Origin of the sequence: Amycolatopsis alkalitolerans, assembly GCF_006152065.1 — a bacterium.
In the GTDB taxonomy this organism is placed as follows: Bacteria; Actinomycetota; Actinomycetes; order Mycobacteriales; family Pseudonocardiaceae; genus Amycolatopsis_E; species Amycolatopsis_E alkalitolerans.
The window spans coordinates 155,816-173,227 of sequence record NZ_VDFW01000007.1 but is presented as its reverse complement, the minus strand read 5'-3'; the positions used below and the strand labels follow the sequence as shown (position 1 = coordinate 173,227).

20 protein-coding genes are annotated in these 17,412 nt (G+C 70.8%); 10 read left to right on the top strand and 10 right to left on the bottom strand.

Annotated features, from left to right (window positions below; genetic code table 11):
- Window positions 1–144: 144 nt before the first annotated feature.
- A complete protein-coding gene (locus FG385_RS11320; protein ID WP_456061871.1) occupies window positions 145–1,668 on the bottom strand; it encodes an FAD-dependent monooxygenase in 1,524 nt (507 codons plus the stop codon).
- Window positions 1,668–2,630 carry an MBL fold metallo-hydrolase gene (locus FG385_RS11315; RefSeq protein ID WP_139096615.1) on the bottom strand — a complete coding sequence of 321 codons (963 nt, stop codon included), beginning with the start codon at window positions 2,628–2,630 and terminating at the stop codon, window positions 1,668–1,670. Before FG385_RS11315 ends, FG385_RS11320 begins: the two co-directional genes overlap by 1 nt.
- Before the next feature lie 94 nt (window positions 2,631–2,724).
- On the opposite strand from FG385_RS11315, the gene FG385_RS11310 reads away from it, so the two are divergent.
- Window positions 2,725–3,264 carry a MarR family winged helix-turn-helix transcriptional regulator gene (locus tag FG385_RS11310; RefSeq protein WP_139096614.1) on the top strand — a complete coding sequence of 180 codons (540 nt, stop codon included), beginning with the start codon at window positions 2,725–2,727 and terminating at the stop codon, window positions 3,262–3,264.
- A 139-nt stretch (window positions 3,265–3,403) separates the two neighbouring features.
- Here the strand turns inward: FG385_RS11310 and FG385_RS11305 are convergent, their stop codons facing one another.
- Both FG385_RS11305 and FG385_RS11300 read right to left on the bottom strand, forming a co-directional pair.
- Entirely contained in the window at window positions 3,404–3,889 is a 486-nt protein-coding gene (locus FG385_RS11305) for a glutathione peroxidase (RefSeq protein WP_139096613.1), read from the bottom strand.
- An 82-nt stretch (window positions 3,890–3,971) separates the two neighbouring features.
- Window positions 3,972–4,178, bottom strand: coding sequence for a hypothetical protein (locus tag FG385_RS11300; protein WP_139096612.1), 207 nt, complete (start codon window positions 4,176–4,178; stop codon window positions 3,972–3,974).
- Between the two features lie 81 nt (window positions 4,179–4,259).
- Between FG385_RS11300 and FG385_RS11295 the strand changes: the two genes are divergently transcribed.
- A complete protein-coding gene (locus tag FG385_RS11295) occupies window positions 4,260–4,823 on the top strand; it encodes a hypothetical protein (protein ID WP_139096611.1) in 564 nt (187 codons plus the stop codon).
- The gene (locus tag FG385_RS33865) at window positions 4,823–4,990 is read left to right on the top strand and encodes a hypothetical protein (RefSeq protein ID WP_160148768.1); all 168 of its coding nucleotides are present in this window, start codon (window positions 4,823–4,825) and stop codon (window positions 4,988–4,990) included. Before FG385_RS11295 ends, FG385_RS33865 begins: the two co-directional genes overlap by 1 nt.
- A gap of 139 nt (window positions 4,991–5,129) precedes the next feature.
- On the opposite strand, the gene FG385_RS11290 is transcribed toward FG385_RS33865, so the two are convergent.
- Window positions 5,130–7,088, bottom strand: coding sequence for a primary-amine oxidase (locus FG385_RS11290; RefSeq protein ID WP_235022515.1), 1,959 nt, complete (start codon window positions 7,086–7,088; stop codon window positions 5,130–5,132).
- A 211-nt stretch (window positions 7,089–7,299) separates the two neighbouring features.
- On the opposite strand from FG385_RS11290, the gene FG385_RS11285 reads away from it, so the two are divergent.
- Window positions 7,300–8,172: an amidohydrolase gene (locus FG385_RS11285; protein ID WP_327436831.1), complete on the top strand. Its 873-nt coding sequence runs from the start codon at window positions 7,300–7,302 to the stop codon at window positions 8,170–8,172.
- A 182-nt stretch (window positions 8,173–8,354) separates the two neighbouring features.
- On the opposite strand, the gene FG385_RS11280 is transcribed toward FG385_RS11285, so the two are convergent.
- On the bottom strand, window positions 8,355–9,263 hold the full coding sequence (locus FG385_RS11280) for a sugar kinase (RefSeq protein ID WP_139096609.1): 909 nt from the start codon (window positions 9,261–9,263) through the stop codon (window positions 8,355–8,357).
- A gap of 83 nt (window positions 9,264–9,346) precedes the next feature.
- Here FG385_RS11280 and FG385_RS11275 point away from each other — a divergent pair, with 83 nt between their 5' ends.
- A complete protein-coding gene (locus tag FG385_RS11275) occupies window positions 9,347–10,096 on the top strand; it encodes an IclR family transcriptional regulator (protein ID WP_160148767.1) in 750 nt (249 codons plus the stop codon).
- Here the strand turns inward: FG385_RS11275 and FG385_RS11270 are convergent.
- Window positions 10,084–10,677 (bottom strand): NADPH-dependent FMN reductase, encoded by a 594-nt coding sequence (locus FG385_RS11270; RefSeq protein WP_139096607.1) that lies wholly within the window; start codon window positions 10,675–10,677, stop codon window positions 10,084–10,086. The genes FG385_RS11275 and FG385_RS11270 overlap by 13 nt on opposite strands.
- 100 nt (window positions 10,678–10,777) lie before the next feature.
- Between FG385_RS11270 and FG385_RS11265 the strand changes: the two genes are divergently transcribed.
- Window positions 10,778–11,605, top strand: coding sequence for a helix-turn-helix domain-containing protein (locus tag FG385_RS11265; RefSeq protein ID WP_139096606.1), 828 nt, complete (start codon window positions 10,778–10,780; stop codon window positions 11,603–11,605).
- On the opposite strand, the gene FG385_RS11260 is transcribed toward FG385_RS11265, so the two are convergent.
- Together FG385_RS11260 and FG385_RS11255 are read right to left on the bottom strand one after the other, a co-directional pair.
- Window positions 11,602–11,868, bottom strand: coding sequence for an HPr family phosphocarrier protein (locus tag FG385_RS11260; RefSeq protein WP_139096605.1), 267 nt, complete (start codon window positions 11,866–11,868; stop codon window positions 11,602–11,604). The two genes, FG385_RS11265 and FG385_RS11260, sit on opposite strands and share 4 nt — an antisense overlap.
- 59 nt (window positions 11,869–11,927) lie before the next feature.
- The gene (locus FG385_RS11255; protein WP_235022514.1) at window positions 11,928–12,944 is read right to left on the bottom strand and encodes a LacI family DNA-binding transcriptional regulator; all 1,017 of its coding nucleotides are present in this window, start codon (window positions 12,942–12,944) and stop codon (window positions 11,928–11,930) included.
- Between the two features lie 141 nt (window positions 12,945–13,085).
- On the opposite strand from FG385_RS11255, the gene FG385_RS11250 reads away from it, so the two are divergent.
- From FG385_RS11250 to FG385_RS11235, 4 genes are read left to right on the top strand one after another with little or no spacing between them, the layout of a single operon-like run.
- Window positions 13,086–14,099, top strand: a complete 1,014-nt coding sequence (locus tag FG385_RS11250) for a substrate-binding domain-containing protein (RefSeq protein ID WP_139096604.1) — start codon at window positions 13,086–13,088, stop codon at window positions 14,097–14,099.
- 8 nt (window positions 14,100–14,107) lie between these two features.
- On the top strand, window positions 14,108–15,139 hold the full coding sequence (locus FG385_RS11245) for an ABC transporter permease (RefSeq protein ID WP_139096603.1): 1,032 nt from the start codon (window positions 14,108–14,110) through the stop codon (window positions 15,137–15,139).
- A gap of 3 nt (window positions 15,140–15,142) precedes the next feature.
- On the top strand, window positions 15,143–15,961 hold the full coding sequence (locus tag FG385_RS11240; protein WP_200834403.1) for an ATP-binding cassette domain-containing protein: 819 nt from the start codon (window positions 15,143–15,145) through the stop codon (window positions 15,959–15,961).
- Entirely contained in the window at window positions 15,958–16,299 is a 342-nt protein-coding gene (locus FG385_RS11235) for a VOC family protein (protein WP_139096602.1), read from the top strand. The genes FG385_RS11240 and FG385_RS11235 overlap by 4 nt, the downstream gene beginning before the upstream one ends.
- A 292-nt stretch (window positions 16,300–16,591) precedes the next feature.
- Here FG385_RS11235 and FG385_RS11230 read toward each other — a convergent pair whose 3' ends face one another.
- Window positions 16,592–17,368, bottom strand: a complete 777-nt coding sequence (locus FG385_RS11230; RefSeq protein WP_139096601.1) for an isocitrate lyase/PEP mutase family protein — start codon at window positions 17,366–17,368, stop codon at window positions 16,592–16,594.
- Between the last annotated feature and the right edge of the window lie 44 nt (window positions 17,369–17,412).

The window sequence follows — 17,412 nt, the reverse complement described above, 5'->3', positions numbered from 1 at the left end:
TACCGATGATATCCGCCTGTTGGGCCTCGCACGCGAGGCCGGCGGCGGGCTCGGGTGCAGCTCGGCGAGGTCTCGGTCGGCAGCGCGAGCGACGCGAACTTGGTGTCCGCGCCGGCCGGTGGCGCGCATGCCCGCTGGCCGCGCTCAGCGCTGCGGGATGACAACGCGGCCGAGCGCCCGCTGCAGTGCCTCGCCGAGCGCGGCGCGCTCGGTGACGACGGCGGCGACATAGGCGTCCGGGCGGATGAGCCACAGTTCCCCCGGTCTGGCGCCGAACTCCTCGATCTCGGCCAGCGACAGGGCGGGCACGCCGAGCCCGGTCACGTCGGTGCCCGGCACGGCGAGCACGAGGAACCCGTCCCTGGCCAGTTCCCGCAACCGTCGGTTGTCCACAGTGGACACCGGAACGTCGGGGAGCAGGATGCCCGGCCCGGTCGCGGGGACCTGCCCGCGTGGCGGGCGTCCGGCGAACGGCCGCGCCGGGTCCGGTGTCGTCAGCGAGGACGTGTCGTACCAGAACGGTTCCGAGAGCCGGCCCGAGTCGACCCGGGCCGCCATCGCGGGGTCAGCCGCAGCCGCCGACAGCACGCGCAGCCGGGTCTTGCGCTGCTTCTCGTCCTGCGGCACCAGGAAATCCATCGTCGCCGTGGTGACCTCGAGGTTCTCCAGTGCCGCCGCGTGCCGCTCCTCGTGATAGGACTCGAGCAGGTCCTCCCCCGCCTCGCCGCGCAGCACGTAGGCGAGTTTCCAGGCCGCGTTCTCCGCGTCGCCGACGCCCGAGTTGAGGCCGCGGGCGCCGAACGGGGCCACGAGATGCGCGCAGTCCCCGGCGAGCAGCACCCGGCCGGCGCGCATCCGGTCCACCACCCGGGACTGGAAGCGGTACACCGACTTCCACGCGATCTCGTACGGTGCCTCCCCGATGATGGCGCGGATCCGGCGGTCGAGCGCTCCGCTCGCCTCCTCGGCCGCCACGTCGTAGCCGCCCGGCACCTGCCAGTCGATGCGGAAGGTCGAGTCCGGGCACGGGTGGATGAGCACCTGACGGCCCGGGTTCCACGACGGGTCGAAGTGGAAGCGCCGCTCGTGCGCCCAGCCGGGCAGGTCGGCGCGGATGTCGCAGATGAGAAACCGGTCGTCGAACGAGTGCCCGCCGAAGGAGACCCCGAGCATCCGCCGGATCTCGTCGCCGCGCGCCCCGGCACAGGCGACGGCGTACGCGCCACGGACCTCCTGCCCACCCGCGCAGCGCACCGTCACCCCGTTCGCGTCCTGCCGCAGCCCGACGACCTGATGGCCCCAGCGCACGTCGATCAGTGCCTCGCGGGCGATCCGCTCGTCGAGGATCTGCTCGGTCCGGGCCTGGGAGATGTTGACGAACGGCGGGAACGAAGAGCGCCCGGCGTCCCCGAGCGCGTAGGAGAACAACTCTTTGTTCCGGTAGTAGGTGCGCGCCGTCGTCCAGGTGACGCCCTCGTCGGCGATGCGGCGGCCGGCGCCCACCGCCTCCCAGATGTCGAGCACGTCGCGCTGCTGGCAGATGGCTTTGGAGCCGACCGGATCCCGCTCCTCGCGGCCGTCGAGCAGCACCACCGGCACGCCCCAGCGGGCGAGCAACAGGGCCGTGGTCTGCCCGACCGGGCCGTTGCCGATGACGACCACGGGCATCATGACTGCAACTGGTCCCAGACCTCGCGGTCCCGCTCGGCGGTCCAGACGACCGGCCGCTCGATACCGGACAGTTCGTCCCACAGGCGGGAGACGTCGAACGGCAGGCAGTGCTCGAAGATCGGCCACCTGCCGTAGCGCGGAGCGAGGGCGGCGTGGGTGCGTTCGAAGGCCTCCTTGAGCGTGCCTCCGGCCTCCTGGACGGCGCCGACTTCCCGGATCATCACGCGCAGGAACTCGCGGGTCTGCTCGATGGCGGCCTCGACCGCGTCACGCCCCTTGCTCACACCGCCACGCCCGCCGATCAGCGATTCCGCGCCCAGCGCGCGCACGTTGTCCAAAGTGGACGAGGACCACTCGCGGTGGAAGGCGTCGCCGGTGTAGAGGGCCGCTTCCGCCTCCACGAGGTCACCGGCGTAGAGGATCTTCTGGCGGGGCAGCCAGGCGACGATGTCTCCCTCGGTGTGGCCGCGGCCGCAGTACTGGAGCACGAGATCGCCCCGGTCCCCGCCGAGGTCGATGGTGAGCCGGTCGGAGAAGGTCAGGGTGGGCCAGGTCAGCCCCGGCACCGACTCGGCCGCCTTGGCCAGGCGCGGCATCCGGCCGAACTCGCTTTCCCAGTCCTCTTTGCCGCGCTCGGCGACCAGCGCCCGGGTGTTTTCGTGGGCGACGATCACCTCGGCGTCGAACGCCGATGCGCCCAGCACCCGGACGGCGTGGTAGTGCGACAGCACGAGATAGCGCACCGGCTTGTCGGTGTGTTCGCGGAGTTTGGCGAGCCAGTCGCCGGCCGCGACCGGGGTCGCCAGTGCTTCGAAGCAGACCACGAAGTCCTCGCCCTCGATGGCGCCGATGTTCGGGTCGCCCTCGGCCGTCAGCGCGTACACCCCGTCGTCGAGCACTTCGAGGGTCTGCTCCTTCTCCCCCAGATCCGCCGAGGACGCGAAAGCCTTCTGAGCCACGATGTCCCACCTCCAACGTAGTAAAAGTCTTTACTATCGGAGAGTAACGCGGGTCACGCCATAACGGAAGCCTACGCGTCGCTAGCCTGGTGGCATGCCAGCCGAACCGGCCACCACCGACGATCTCGACTACCTGACCTTCGTCGACTACGCGATTTCGAAGACGACGGCGGAACTACCCGAGGTCGATCCGGTCGCGATGCGCCTCGGCCTGACCCTGCACCGGTTGACCAGCGCGCTGGTCTACGACTGGGAGTCGACGGTGCACCGGCCGCGCGGCTTCAGCTGGGGCGGGTTCCGGGTGCTGTTCGTGCTGTGGCTGGCCGGGCCGCTGGAAGCGAAGCGGGTGGCGCGGCTGTCGGGGATGAGCCGGGCCGCGGTGTCGGCACTGGTGAACACGCTCGAGCGGGACGGGCTCGTGTCGCGCCGGCAGGCCGAGCACGACCGTCGCGCGGTGCTCCTGACACTGACCGATGCCGGCCACGAGGCGATCACCAGCGCGTACCAGGCGCACAACGAGCGCGAGCAGGCGTGGGCCAACGCGCTGTCCAAGCCCGAGCGCACGATCCTCATCGGGCTGCTGGAGAAGCTGACGGCGAGTTCCGCGGCGAACGACGCAAAGCGCCGCTTTTAGTCAAATCTTTGATTTTTTCTCGGTACGGGGATCGGAAGACCAAGGTGTGAGGCTTGGTCGCCGCGGCGGGGTTCGGGGGCCTGGATCTCTCGTGGCTGCCCCGATCTGCTCCGACCTCCACGGCATCGGATCCCGCCCGTCAGGCGAGCGCGGCCTCGATCGCGGCGACGACCTCGGCCGACTCGGGCTCGGTCCGCGGCCGGAAGCGCGCGAGGATCTTCCCGCCTCCGCTGACCAGGAACTTCTCGAAGTTCCACTGGATATCCCCCGCCGCGCCCTCGGCGTCGGGCGCCTGGGTCAGTTCCGCGTAGAGCGGATGCCGGTCCGGGCCGTTCACATCGATCTTCTCGAACATCGGGAACGTGACCCCGTAGGTGGCCGAGCAGAACTCGGCGATCTCCTCCGAAGTGCCCGGCTCCTGCCCGCCGAACTGGTTGCACGGGAACCCCGCGACCGAAAACCCCTTGTCCCCGAAGCGTTCCTGGAGCCGCTCGAGCGCCGTGTACTGCGGCGTCAGCCCGCACTTCGAGGCGACGTTGACCACCAGCAGCGCCTTGCGCCCGAGGCCGCCGAGCGTCGCCGGTTCACCGGAAAGCGCGCGTAACGAGATCTCGCCGAGTGTCATGGGCCCATCCTTCACCAGATGATCAGCCGGTACGGACCCACCCCGGTCACTTTCCCACCGAAGTGACCGACGCCACACGCGCTCAGTCCGCGCTGCGCGGCCCCGGCACCGTCGCCGTTCCCTCGGCCGGTGAGAGGCCGAGCGCGTCGAGCAGCAGCGCGCAGTCGTCCGCGTTCGCGGCCGCCGAGGCGACCGCGCGCACCGCGCGGCGCCGCTGGTCGAGCACCGCGGCCGTGTCGTCGAAGGCCTCGTGCGACGTCGCGGTCGCCGTGAACCCGTTGTCTCGCATAGGTTTCCCCTCCTCAAGGTCGCGGAGCCGGTTAGCGGGCGCTCGCCCGGGGTAACCGGGCACCGGAGAAAGGAGCAGTTGATGACCTACTCCCCCGACCCGATGCGCGCCGGCGGCCCCGCCGTTGTCACCGAAGGTACCCTCGGCGGGCCGATCGTGCTGGTACTCGATCCGGCCGGGGAGGCCAAGCACGCCGGCCTTCCCGCCACCTGGCGCGCACACCTGGACAGCTGGCGCGTCGTGTGGTGCCGGACCCCCGTCGAGGGCGGCCTCGGCACCGCCAACGAGATCCTCGCCGACGCGGCCGCGAAATCTGTTCACGTGCTCACCAGCGGCCCCATCGCCGACGAAGTGCTCCGGCTCGCCGAGGCGCACCCCACCGCCGTCCGCTCGGTGCTGCTGGTGGACCCGGGCGCGACCGGATTCGTCGAGGCCGGTGACGGCGCGGACGCGGACGAGCGCTGGGAAGCCGACAGTGAACAGCGGCGCGTAGCGCTGGCCCGCTCGGGAGTGGACGTCCGCGTGATCGCCCACTCGAGCGGCGGCGAACGCGACCGCATCCCGGCGCCACTCCCGCTCGGCCACCCCGACGTGGTGAGCGCCGTACGGAACTCCGTCGCCGAACTGGGCAAGGGGGTGAGCTGATGACCGGACCGGACGAGACACCGGCCGAGGACCTGCTGGAGCAGAGCCGGGATCTCGAAGGCGGTGCCGAACCGGAGGTGCCCGCCGAGGCGGATCCGGGCGACGTCGCCGAGCAGTGGCGTGAGGTCGGCGGCCCCGAAGACGAGGAAGAACGCGAGCACGGGTGACCCCGCGCGGGCCGTGATCTCGGTGGCGGTTACGCCGGTCCCGGCCCGGCGCGGCAGCTGCGGAAGCGTAAGCGGCTTTCCCCGCCGACGCCGACGTCGCGGTCACCGACCCGCGCCCGTGCGATGAGATCTCGCGGGGTCAGGCGTGGCAGTGCGGGGAGCCGGGTTCGGGGGGCAGGTCGAGCATCGGGTTGCCGTCGAAGAAGCCCGCGGGCTTGAGGTGCAGGTTCACCCTCGTCACGGGCATCACCGGCCAGTCCTCCGGGCGCACGACGTGGTGCGCGCCGAGCGTGTACCAGACGACCAGATCACCGTCCTCGAGTGACCGGTTCCCCCGGGTATACGCGGGAAGCCCGGCACCGCCCGGGTTCTGCGCGACGTAGTCCCCGCACGCGAACCGCTCCCCCGGCGTGTACGGGGTCGCCCACAGATGGTTCATCGCGAACTGCCCGCGCGCGAACTGCTGCGAGCCCTCCTGGTAGAACGGCAGGACGTTCGAGCCCGGCTCGAGCTTGTACCCGACCTCGCCGCCCAGCGCGTTCCGCCGGTCCGCGCTCGTGATCAGCCACGACCGCCCGGCGAGCGGGTTGATCACCCGCTTCGCCTCGGACTCGCTCGTCAGCTGCCGCTTGACCTGCCGCCACGCGTTGCCGTACGGGTTGTCCTCGCCCATCGGCGCCGCCGACGACTCGAGCTCGTACAGGTTGTTGCGATCGCCGTCGACGCGCATATCCAGGCGGACGTTGAAGAAATGCTGGTGGTTCGGCCCGTACAGGCCGGGCGCGACGAGCGTGCCGTACTCCGGCGCCTCCCCAGGCGGCACCGCGCCGGTCGAGATGATCCCGGTCAGCTTGACCTCGAACTCGATCGAGCCGTCCAGATACAGGTTCCAGTAGAACCCGTAGTCGTAGTTGCCGACGGTCGCGAAGAACGAGACGACCAGCCGCCGGTTACGCCGCACCTCCCCCTTCTCCGTGCGGAAGTCCGTGTGCTTCCAGCCGATGCTGAAGTCCTCTTCGTGCATGCAGATCGCGTTGGGCAGCCGCAGCGCCTCGCCGTCCTGGTCGTTGACCCACGCGTCGAAGTAGTGGATCTCGCCGAGGCAGTCGCAGCCCAGCTGCAGCGAGTTCGCGAGCACGCCGAGCCCGTACTCGCCCATGTCGAACACGTTCTTGTTCCAGTGCGTGGAACCCGGATCGCCGTACGGCACGTACATTTCGGACAGTGACGCGCGGTGGATCACCGGCCGCAGGGTGCCGCGGTCGAGGTAGCCGATGTCGTGCAGCACCAGGCCCTCACGGGGGGTGAACCCGACGCGCAGCCGCCACGGGCCCCACGAAACGGCGTGCCCGTCAACCGTGAAGGTGCGCCCCTCGGGCTGGGTGATGCTGATCGGCTTCGCGGCCTCGCGCGCCTGCCCGAACGCGGGCACGTTGCCGGTCTCGAAGGCGATCGCCGGGTCGTAGTTGCCCGGCCGCGGCGGCAGCCGGACGACGCCGTGGTCCTCGACGTCGAGCACGTCCATCGTGTCCAGGTCCACCGTGACGATCACGTTCTCCACCGGCCGCGCGTACCCGTTGTCGTCGGGCTTCGACCGGACGAACGTCAGCGGCCGCGCGAGCCGCCGCTGCGCCGGGTCGTCTTCCGGACCGCGGTAGCCCGAGGCCCATGGATCGACCATGGTGAGCGAGAAATCGGTGATCCCGCGCTTGCTCATCGCCTCCTGCCAGCGCGGATCGGCCTGGACGAGCGCTTCACACGCCAGGAACTCCTCGAGCGTGATCGGCGGCTGCACGCCCGGGATCTCTTTCCAGGAAACGACTTCCCCGCGAGACAGTGACACGACAGCCTCGTACGTGCGCCGCTCCGCGCGCTCGCGCAGCATCACGGCGGCGCACCGGTCCCAGTCCTGCCCCCGGGAAAAGCCGGTCACCACGGACTTCTCGGGTTCGGCCGCCTCGATGTAGACGAACCGGGCGGTCGGCGCGAGCCCGCGGGCTTCGCGCAGGATCGCGCTCGCCGCGGCGATCTCTCCCGGCGAGAGCGGGTCGAGCGGATGGGTCGCGGTCACGAGTGCCGGTTTGGCGGTCGATGTCACGGGATCCTCCCACCGTCGAAGTGGTGCGAGCATGCGTCGCGGAGATTGCCGCGCGGTTATCCGCCGTTACTTGCGTGCTACTAATCCGACCAAAAAGCAGGCAGACCCCGGGCAGCACGTAACCGCTGCTACACAAGCCGGATAGCCGTGACTGTGGTCGGATTAGTAGCGACCGGCGCCGGACGAGGCGACGCTCGAGCGGTTCGCCGGCCTGGCGATCGGCAGCGGTGCCGACGCCACCGACGCCACCGACGCCGCAGCCCTCGCCGAAGAAGGCGCGGCGATCGTCGCCGACCTCGAGAGTTCGCGGCCCGGGCCCACGTGGGCGCTGCGGTTCGACATGGACGCGCTGCCGGTGACCGAGGCGTCCGGCACCGAGCATTTCCCCGCGGCACAAGGGTTCCGGTCGGCCTACGAGGGGTTCATGCACGCCTGCGGGCATGACGGGCATGTCACGATCGGCCTCGCGCTCGCGGAGCGGCTCGCGGACCGCGAGTTCGCCGGGACCGTCCGGTTCCTGTTCCAGCCCGCAGAGGATGGCGGCCGCGGCGCGCGGGCGATGCCCGGCGCCGACGTCATCGAGGGCGTGGACCGGTTCGCCGCCGTCCATTTAGGACTTGATCTGCCCGCCCGTACCGTCGGGGCGGGGATCACCGGCATCTTCGCGACGACCAAGACGCGTGCCCGCTTTGGCGGCGTGGCCTCGCATGCCGCCGCCGCGCCGCAGGACGGCCGCAACGCGCTGCTCGCCGCGGCGGCAGCGGTCCTCGGCATCCATGGCCTGCCCCGGTTTTCGACCGCGGACACCCGGGTCAACGTCGGCACGCTGCAAGCCGGCGGCAACGTGAACATCGTGCCCGCGCTGGCGGAGCTGACCTGCGAAGCGCGTTCGCGCGACGGCGCGGTGAACGCCGAACTCACCGAGCGCGTCAAGCAGGTGCTGCGGGGCACGGCGCTGGCGCAGGGTGTCGAGGTGGACATCGAGGAGACCGGCGGCTCCACCTCCCTGACCTGCGACGGCGAACTCCTCGACGCCGCGCTCCCGGTCGCCGTCGATGTCCTGGAGAGGCTCATCCGCCGCTAGGGGCTGTGTTGGAGTCGGCTACAGCCATTCGTTGATCGCCGCGATGGTCACGGAGGGCCTGGCGGGAATGACCGATCTGCCCTCGCCTCGGCGGACGCAAGCGGCCAAGAAGCCCCAAGCCGACGGTGCGCAAGATCGTGCACCTGCGTGGGCACCTCGGACAACCCACCCGGACATCACACCTAGCCAGCTCCACGAGGCGACAGCGACGGATCGCGGATGATCGCGCCGGGGTGGGCGATCACCTGCGCTGCGATCGCGTGCCCGGCACCCGCCGCGGCGACCGGGGACGCACCGTCGAGGCGGGCGGCGAGGTACCCGGCGTTGAAGGCGTCGCCCGCCGCCGTCGTGTCCGTTATGGACTCGACGGCCCGGGCGGGGACCACGGTGCCGTCCGCCACGACGCAGCCGTTCCCGCCGTCCTTCACCGCGATGTCCGCAATTCCCAGCGCCCGCAGGCGTTCCAGCGTCGCCACGGGTGAAGGGTCGCCGAACAGGTCGCGCTCGTCGGAGAACGTCGGCAGGGCGATGCTCGTCAGCTCCCACGTCCGCCGCACCGCTTCGCGTGCCACGTCCGCCGACGCCCAGCCCGCCGGACGGTAGTTGCTGTCGAACACGACCCGCGCTCCCCTGCCGCGGGCGGCGGCCAGCTCCGCCCACAGACGATCGAGCGCGGGCGGGCTCAGCAGCTGCAACGTGATCGCCGAGAGATACAGCACGTCGAAGCCCGACAGGTCCACCGGGCCCTCGAACAGCCTGCGGGCGGGCGATTCCGACCGGTAGTAGGTGAAACTCCGCTCCCCACGCGCATCGGTGCGGACCAGGTACAGACCGGGATGGGCGCCGGGGACACGGTCGATCAGGCCGGTGCCGAGCCCTTCCGCGCGCATCGCGGCGAGGATGCCCGAGCTGTACCCGTCGTCACCGAGCCGGGTCAGATAGCCGACCTCGACCGCGGCCGGCGACGTGAGCCGCGCGAGGTAGACCGCGGTGTTGAAGGTGTCCCCGGCGTAGCCGAGGGAAAGCGTCCGGCTGCCGGTGTGCGTCAGCTCGATCATGCATTCGCCGATGGCGAGCACGCGCGTCGTCAACTTCGCCCCTTGACCGTTCCGTAAAACGGAATAGTATTTCGCTGAACCGAATGAAGCCTAGATCTCGCGAGGAAGGGGCGTCAATGCCGGTCAGCGCCGAGGGCAGCGCGCTGCGGGCGCTTCGCGTGCTCGAAGCGGTCGGGGCGCCCGGCGGGCCGCACAAACTCGGCCGCATCGCCCGGGAAGCCGGGGTGACCAAGCCGAGCACGCACCGGATCCTGCAAGGGCTCGTCGAGGCCGGGTACGTGCTGAGCGGCGGCGACGGCACGTACGGCCTCGGGCCACGGGCGTTCGCCTTGTCGGCGCTGTTCACGTCCGGGCAGCACGACGAGCCGGTGCTCCGGCGCCTGCGGGAGCAGACGGGCCAGACCGTCCACGTCGCGCTGCGCAGCGGCAGCCAGGCGATCTACGTGCAGAAGCTCGACAGCGACCGGCCGTACCGGATGGCCTCGCGCGTCGGCGGGCGGATTCCCTTGCACTGCACGGCGATCGGGAAGGCGATCCTCGCGCATCTCGACCCGCCGGGGCGGCAGGCGGTGCTCGCCGAGACGGGCCTGCCCGCGCGGACCGCCCGCACCCGCACCGATCCGGACTCCCTCGAAGCCGAACTGGCGCAGGTGCGGGCCCGCGGTTACGCCCTCGACGACGAGGAGAACGAGGAAACCGTCCGTTGCGTCGCTGCGCCGCTGCTGGACGGCGCGGGCGGCCCGGTCGGCGGGGTCAGCGTCTCGTCGCTGACGTTCCAGACGTCGGCCGGCGAACTGCTCACCTGCGTCCCGCACCTGCTGGAGGCGGCCCGCCTGCTCGCGCCCGCCTACGCTCAGCCCGGGTAGGGCGCCGCGTCGCGCGCGGTGCGCAGGGCCTCCGCCCACCAGGCGAGTTGTTCCAGGAGCGTCTTGGCGTAGCCCGCGGTGCCGGCGTCCAGCGGCGCCCCGTTCTCCCAGGTGGTGAAGTAGTTCGGGAACGCCAGCCCGTCCCGGATGGTCACCGCGTGCAATTCGGTGAGCACGTTCTCCAGGTGGAGCACGGCGTGCCGCCCGCCCGCGGCGCCGCCGTAGCTGACGAAGGCGACCGGTTTGGCCGCCCACTGCGTGAAATGCCAGTCGATCAGCGCCTTCAGCGAAGCGGGGTAGCTGTGGTTGTACTCGGGCGTGACGATGATGAAGGCGTCCGCGTTCGCCAAGCTCGCCGTGACGGCGTTCATGCTGTCCGGACGTGGGTAGCCGTCACCGGCGTGCTTCGGCGACGCGGCCGGCAATGCCAGCGGGATCTCGATCCCGGCCAGGTCGACGACCTCGACCTCGAACCCGCCGTGCGCCCCGGCCTGGTCCGCCACCCACGAGGCGACGACCGGTCCGAACCTTCCTTCCCGCACGCTGCCGACGAGGATGACCAGATTGCTTCGTTGGCTCATGCCACGACGATCGGCCGCCGGGGCGAGTGTGACCAGACCGGGCGCAGGCTGGCCCCCGCAGGGCCATGCTCCGCTCGCCCGGCCCACGTACGCTCGGAACATGGGGAGCCCGTTGGGAGACTTCATCCGCGCGAAGCGGGACAGCCTCCGGCCTGAGGACCTGGGCCTGCCGCCGCGCGACCGCCGGCGGGTGCCCGGGCTGCGCCGCTCGGAACTGGCCGACCGCGCCGGGATCAGCGTGGAGTACCTCACCAGGATCGAGCAGGGCCGCGACCGCCATCCCTCCACGTCGGTGATCCACGCGCTGTCCGACGCGCTGAGCCTCGACAGCGCCGAGCGCGCCCACGTGCGTCACCTGGCGAAGGCCACCAGTGGCGAGTGCGCCGCGCACGTCGGGGCCGCGCCCTCGCGCGAGGTGCGGCCCGCCGTACGGGACCTGCTCGGGATGCTCGAACCCGGCGTCGCGCTGCTCACCAACCGCCTCGGCGACGTGCTCGCCCACACGACCGGGTTCGAACTCGTCATGCGCCAGACCGGGCTGCTCGACGGCGACTCCCCCAACCTGACGCGATACGTGTTCACCGATCCGCGCGCGAAACGCGCCTTCGTCGACTGGGACCAGGTCGCCGATGAGCAGGCCTTCGATCTCTGGCTCTGCCCGCCGCGGGCCGGCGTGGACCGGTTCCGGGCGGAACTGGCGCAGGTCGCGGAATTCACCCGGCGGCGCGATCAGGTCGTGCCACCGGCGCGCGGCGCGCTCCGGCTCGACCATCCGGCCGCCGGCCTGATGCGGTGGAACCGCGAGGTCATGGAACTGTCCGGGGAGGACGCCCGGCAGATCGTGGTCTTCCTCCCCGCCGATGAGCAGACCGCCGCGGCGTTCGACCGCCTGCGCCGCGAATCGGGCGGCGCGCTGCGCGCGGTCTAGGAGTCGTGATCCGCGGCGACGACGGTCGCGAGGGCGGCGAGCGCTGCTTCGGCGCCAGGACCGTCTGCGCGTAGCACCACTTCGTCGCCGCCGCGGGCGCCCAGGCCCATCACGGAAAGCAGGCTTCGCGCGTCCACCGGCGCACCCTCGCCGACGCCGATCGTCACCGGCACCGGCTGCGCGGCGGCGGCCTTGACGAACAGGGCGGCCGGGCGGGCATGCAGGCCCACCGGCGAACCGACGATCACCAGGCGCTCTGGCATCACGTACTCCTCGGGACAGGCGGAATACCGCCGACGATACCCGACGAACCAGAATAGGTCTAGACCATACGAGGGGCGCCGGTGCTGCCGCGCACGATCAGTTCCGGTCGCAGCACCAGCTCGCGCGGGACCGGCTCCGGATCCTCCAGCCGCTCGACCACCCGGCCGACCGCCAGCTCGGCCAGGCGCTCCGGATCCTGCCGCACGGTGGTCAGGTCGATCCTCGCCAGGCGGACCACCGAGCTGTCGTCGAACCCGGCGACGGACACGTCGCCCGGTACGTCCAGCCCGCCGCGCCTGGCCGCGTCGAGGAACCCGAGCGCGCAGCGGTCGTTGCTGGCGAACACCGCGGTCGGCAGCGTGGCGCGATCCGCGAGCAACTCGCGCGCGGCGTGCGCGCCGGAGTCCTCCGTGTGATCGCCGGGCAGCACCCGGATCCGCGCGGACAGCCCGTGCCGCCGCATCGTGCCGAGATACGCGCGCCGCCGCTCGGCCGAACCCGCCTCGTGACCGCCGTCGATGTGCACGATCGACGAGTGCCCCAGCCCGACGAGGTACGCGATGAGCTGCCGGACCCCCCTGGCCTCGGCCACGTGCACCGAATCGACCCCCGCCCCGGGGTACCGCCTGCCCACCACGAGCGCCGGCATCCGCGCGCCCAGCGCGGCGACGTAGCCCGCGTCCAGGTAACCGCCGAGCACCAGCAGCGCCTCGCACCGGTGCCCGAGCAACGCCTCGGCGGCCCGGCGCTCGTCGCGCATCGGGACCGCCGCCGACAGCAGCAACTCGTACCCGAACCGTTCCGCCGCGGGATAGAGCGCCTCGACGAGATCGGCGTGGAACGGATTGCGCACGGTGAACACGACCCCGATCATCCGGCTGCGCGAGCGCGCGAGCAGGCGCGCGGCACTGTCCGGCCGGTAGCCCAGTTCGCGGGCTGCCGCGAACACCCTGTCGCGCGTTTCCCCGCTCGCGCCGGGTTCGTTCCGGAACACCAGCGACACCAGGGCACGCGACACCCCGACCCGCGCGGCCACATCGGCCATCGTCGGGCGCCGGGTCCGGTTGCCTGCCATTCGCCGATCCTGCCTTGTCCGTGACACCACCGCCGCACGGAAGGTCTTGACATGCGGTGTGAGACACAGCATAGTTCCGCCTACTAGAGCGCGCTAGTAGCGCGCGACAGCCCGCTTCCGTCCGCACAAAGAGGTGCATCGATGAACAGCAGAAAACGCCTGATCGCCTTCGCCGCGACGCTCATGGCCGCCGCGCTCGCCGTCGCCGGGTGCAGCAGCAGTGGCGGCAAGCAGGCCGAACAGCAGAACGCCGCGGCGTCAGCCGGGACGGCGACAGCCGGGACGGCGAACACCCCGCGGATGAAGATCGCGATGATCACGCACGAAACGCCCGGCGACACGTTCTGGGACATCGTGCAGAAGGGCGCGCGGGCCGCCGCGGCGAAGGACAACGTCGACCTCGTCTACTCCAGCGATCCGGCCGGGCCCAACCAGGCCAACCTCATGCAGAACGCGATCGACCAGAAGGTCGACGGGATCGCGGTGACGCTGGCCCATCCGGACGCGATGGCCGGGGTGGTGGCGAAGGCGAAAGCGGCGGGCATCCCGGTGGTGGGCTTCAATTCCGGCATCGACAACTGGGCTTCGCAGGGACTCCTGGGCTACTTCGGCTCGGACGAAACGCTCGCCGGGCAGGACTTCGGCGAACGGCTCAACCAGGTCGGGGCCAAACACGCGCTGTGCGTGCTGCAGGAGCAGGGCCAGGTCGCCCTCGAAGCCCGCTGCGCCGGGGTGAAGCAGACCTTCAAGGGGCAGACCGAAGATCTCTACGTCAACGGCCAGGACTCGACCGCCACGCAGTCGACCATCCAGGCGAAACTGCAGCAGGACCGCGGGATCGACTACGTCGTGACGCTGGGCGCGCCGGTCGCGCTGCTGGCCGTGAAGTCGGTGACCGGCGCGGGCAGCTCCGCGAAGGTCGCGACGTTCGACACGAACAAGGCACTGGTTCAGGCCATCAAGGACGGCACCGTGCAGTGGGCGGTGGACCAGCAGCCCTACCTGCAGGGCTACCTCGCCGTGGATTCCCTGTGGCTGTACAAGGTCAACGGCGACACCCTCGGCGGTGGCAAGGCGACGCTGACCGGTCCGGCGTTCATCACGAAGGACAACATCGATTCGGTCGCCAAGTTCGCCGAAGCCGGCACCCGGTAGGAGGAGCCATGACGCAGGCACTCGCCGCACCGGCCAAGGTCGCGCCGCGCTCGTTCGGCCGCCGCGTGATCGCGCGGCCGGAGCTGAGCTCGCTGCTCGGCGCCGTCGCCGTGTTCGTCCTGTTCTTCGCGGTCGCCCCGCCCTTCCGCGAGGCTGCCTCACTGTCCACTGTGCTCTATTCGAGCTCGACGATCGGGATCGTCGCGGTGCCCGTGGCACTGCTGATGATCGGCGGCGAGTTCGACCTGTCGGCCGGTGTCGCGGTCACCACCTCGTCGCTGACCGCGGCGATGGTCGCCTTCCAGCTCAGCCTCGACGTCTGGGTGGGCGTGGGGGCGGCGCTCGTGCTGTCGCTCGCGATCGGGTTCGCCAACGGCTACCTCGTGATGCGCACGAAACTGCCGAGTTTTCTCATCACGCTCGCGAGTTTCCTGATGCTGCAAGGGCTCAACCTCGCGGTCACGAAACTGGTCACCGGCAACGTCGCCACCGACTCGATCGCCGACATGGACGGGTTCGGCTCCGCCCGCGCCGTGTTCGCCTCGGAGGTGCACGTCGGCGCGGTCGCCGTCAACGTGACCGTGTTCTGGTGGATCCTGTTCCTCGCGATCGCGACCTGGATCCTGCTGCGCACCAAGGCGGGCAACTGGATCTACGCCGTCGGCGGGCAGGCGGAGTCGGCGCGCGCGGTCGGCGTCCCGGTGCGGTGGACCAAGATCGGGCTGTTCATGGCGGTCGGGGCCGGCGCCTGGTTCGTCGCCATGCACCAGCTCTTCGCGTTCGACACGGTGCAGTCCGGGCTCGGCATCGGCAACGAACTGCTCTACATCGCCGCGGCGGTGATCGGCGGATGCCTGCTGACCGGCGGCTACGGTTCGGCGATCGGGGGCGGGATCGGCGCGCTCATCTACGGGATGACCATCCAGGGCATCGTGTACGCGGGCTGGAACCCGGACTGGCTCAAGTTCTTCGTCGGCGCGACCCTGCTGCTGGCTACACTGCTCAACATGTGGGTGCGGCTGCGCACCTCGCGGAGGTGAACCGTGACCGCGATTCTCGAACTGTCCGGCGTGGGCAAGAGCTACGGGAACATCACGGCGCTGCGCGGAGTCGACGTCGCGGTGCGAGCGGCGGAGGTCACCTGCGTACTCGGGGACAACGGCGCCGGCAAGTCGACACTGATCAAGATCATCTCCGGGCTGCACGGCCACGACACCGGGCAGTACCTCGTCGACGGCGAACCGGTGCGCTTCTCGTCCCCGCGCGAGGCGCTCGACCGCGGGATAGCCACGGTGTACCAGGATCTGGCCGTGGTTCCGCTGATGCCGGTATGGCGGAACTTCTTCCTCGGCTCGGAACGGACGAACGGCGTCTGGCCGGTGCGGCGGCTCGACGTGCGCGGGATGCGGGAAACGACCGATCGCGAGCTGCGGAAGCTGGGCATCGAACTGCCCGGCGTCGATCAGCCGATCGGCAGCCTGTCCGGCGGGCAACGGCAGTGCGTCGCGATCGCGCGGGCGATCTACTTCGGCGCCCGCGTGCTCATCCTCGACGAACCGACGGCCGCGCTCGGGGTCAGGCAGTCGGGCGTGGTGCTCAAGTACGTCGCCGCCGCGCGCGACGCGGGGCTCGGCGTCATCTTCATCACGCACAACCCGCACCACGCCTTTCTGGTCGGTGATCATTTCGTGGTGCTCCGTCAGGGCGAAGTGGAGTTGAATACCGGGCGCGCGTCGCTCACGCTGGAAGAGCTGACCCATCACATGGCAGGAGGGTCCGAATTGGACACTTTGCGGCATGAGCTCGACCGGATCGAGGCGCCTGACATGGGCGCCCTGCACGGAATGCGGCCAGGCGGGTGAAGGCCATCCACCACGTCGCGATCACGGTGCGCGACCTGGACGGCGCGCGGGACTTCTACACGCGGGTACTCGGGCTTCGCGAACGGAGCGACCGCCCCGGCACGCTGAGCCCCGGCGTGTGGCTCGATATCGGGGGCCAGCAGGTACATCTCGTGTCCGGGACCCCGCCGCCCGCGCGGGGCCAGCATTTCGCCGTGCTGGTCGGCGATCTGGACGCAACGGTCACGCGGCTGCGGGCGGCCGGGGTCGAGGTGAGCGATCCGGTGCCGGTCGGGAAGGCACGGCAGAGCTTCCTCGCCGACCCCTCGGGGAACGTGATCGAGCTGCACGAAGCCTAGTGTCGTGTTTACGTTGCCGTGTTGGCCCGTTGGGTCGGTGGGTTTGCCGCTGCGGTGTCGAGTTGGCTGGTCCGGTCGCTGACTTTGCCCTAGGCGACAGCGGCCGGCCAACTCGATAACGCCCCGAGCCAACTCAGCGACGCCAAGGGCCAACTCAGTACCCTGGCAAGCAAACACACCCGCGCGCAAAGACAACAAGATCACGAAACACCAGCCATGATCGGAATCGTGCATCCCGGAGACATGGGCGCGACGACACGCGGCGCCGGGCGCGGGACGACCAGGCTGTACCTCACCGGGGACGAGGCGCGGCGGCGCTCGCCCAGCTGACCACCTCCGCGTAACTCACCACGTCCGCGGCGACCGGGCCGCCCTCCGCGATGGCCCGGACCGTACGGACGGCGGCGTCCAGGCCGGCCCGGAACGGCAGTGAACCGCAGCTCACCCGGCCCACGCCCAGTTCCGCGAGCCGCGGGAAGCCCGGTCCCGCGGGCGAGTACAGGATGTTCACCGGAACGTCGACCGCCGAGACGAGCGCGGCGATGACCTTCTCGTCGGTCAGCCCCGGCACGAACACGCCGTCCGCGCCGGCGTCCACATAGGACTCGGCTCGGGCGAGCGCTTCCCGGTCCGGGTCGGCGGACGAGGGGAGCCAGTGCGTGTCGATGCGGGCGTTGACGAACAGGCCGCTCGTCGCGGCGGCCGAAACCAGTTCACACCGGTGCCGCACGTCGCCCATCGCGTCCTCGATGTTGACGCCCGCCACGCCCAGCGAGGCCAGCTCGCCGGTCAGCGCCGCCACCTCGGCCGGATCGTCCCTGAAGCCCGCTTCGATGTCGACGCTCAGCAGGCACGGCAGGCCCGCCAGCCGCCGCGCCAGTTCGACCGTTTCGTCCCGGGTCGCGCCCGTGCCGTCGGGAAGCCCCGCCGCCGCGGCGACCCCGAGGCTCGTGGTGCCGATCGCGGGGAAGCCGGCCGCCACGAGCGCCGACGCGGAGGCGTGGTCCCACGCGTTCGGCAGCAGCAGGGGCCGGTGGAGGGCGGCGAACCGGGCCTTCGCGGTACTCATGCCGTCACGCTAGATCCGGGACACGTCGGTCACGGCCGATACGA

Excerpts from the sequence above, each read along its gene's own strand:
- FG385_RS11320 (WP_456061871.1), bottom strand. The coding sequence starts at position 1,668 with ATGCCCGTGGTCGTCATCGGCAACGGCCCGGTCGGGCAGACCACGGCC.
- FG385_RS11310 (WP_139096614.1), top strand. The coding sequence starts at position 2,725 with ATGCCAGCCGAACCGGCCACCACCGACGATCTCGACTACCTGACCTTC.
- FG385_RS11305 (WP_139096613.1), bottom strand. The coding sequence starts at position 3,889 with ATGACACTCGGCGAGATCTCGTTACGCGCGCTTTCCGGTGAACCGGCG.
- FG385_RS11300 (WP_139096612.1), bottom strand. The coding sequence starts at position 4,178 with ATGCGAGACAACGGGTTCACGGCGACCGCGACGTCGCACGAGGCCTTC.
- FG385_RS11295 (WP_139096611.1), top strand. The coding sequence starts at position 4,260 with ATGACCTACTCCCCCGACCCGATGCGCGCCGGCGGCCCCGCCGTTGTC.
- FG385_RS33865 (WP_160148768.1), top strand. The coding sequence starts at position 4,823 with ATGACCGGACCGGACGAGACACCGGCCGAGGACCTGCTGGAGCAGAGC.
- FG385_RS11275 (WP_160148767.1), top strand. The coding sequence starts at position 9,347 with ATGCCGGTCAGCGCCGAGGGCAGCGCGCTGCGGGCGCTTCGCGTGCTC.
- FG385_RS11270 (WP_139096607.1), bottom strand. The coding sequence starts at position 10,677 with ATGAGCCAACGAAGCAATCTGGTCATCCTCGTCGGCAGCGTGCGGGAA.
- FG385_RS11265 (WP_139096606.1), top strand. The coding sequence starts at position 10,778 with ATGGGGAGCCCGTTGGGAGACTTCATCCGCGCGAAGCGGGACAGCCTC.
- FG385_RS11260 (WP_139096605.1), bottom strand. The coding sequence starts at position 11,868 with ATGCCAGAGCGCCTGGTGATCGTCGGTTCGCCGGTGGGCCTGCATGCC.
- FG385_RS11255 (WP_235022514.1), bottom strand. The coding sequence starts at position 12,944 with ATGGCAGGCAACCGGACCCGGCGCCCGACGATGGCCGATGTGGCCGCG.
- FG385_RS11250 (WP_139096604.1), top strand. The coding sequence starts at position 13,086 with ATGAACAGCAGAAAACGCCTGATCGCCTTCGCCGCGACGCTCATGGCC.
- FG385_RS11245 (WP_139096603.1), top strand. The coding sequence starts at position 14,108 with ATGACGCAGGCACTCGCCGCACCGGCCAAGGTCGCGCCGCGCTCGTTC.
- FG385_RS11230 (WP_139096601.1), bottom strand. The coding sequence starts at position 17,368 with ATGAGTACCGCGAAGGCCCGGTTCGCCGCCCTCCACCGGCCCCTGCTG.